Here is a 223-nt window from a genome sequence, read left to right on the forward strand (position 1 = left end):
TGTAAAATAGCGGAAGTTTCAAGAAGTGGTTATTATAATCATTTCTCAATGAAGTCACAAGAACAAAGAAAGAGAAAAGATGAAGAAGATGAAACTACAAAAGAGATCATCCTAAAGGCATTACATTTCAAAAAGCGAAAAAAAGGGGCACGCCAAATCAAAATGACTTTGGAGAGTCAATTTAAGGTTGTCTACAATTTGAAACGTATCAGAAGAATCATGA

General features: G+C 32.7%; 1 protein-coding gene. It reads left to right on the forward strand.

Annotated features, from left to right (window positions below):
* Nucleotides 1-223: IS3 family transposase (locus tag MR076_RS27025; RefSeq protein WP_242225444.1), on the forward strand; the 223-nt coding region annotated here is incomplete at both ends.

The organism is Bacillus cereus group sp. BfR-BA-01380 (assembly GCF_022663535.1).
GTDB lineage: Bacteria > Bacillota > Bacilli > Bacillales > Bacillaceae_G > Bacillus_A > Bacillus_A cereus_BB.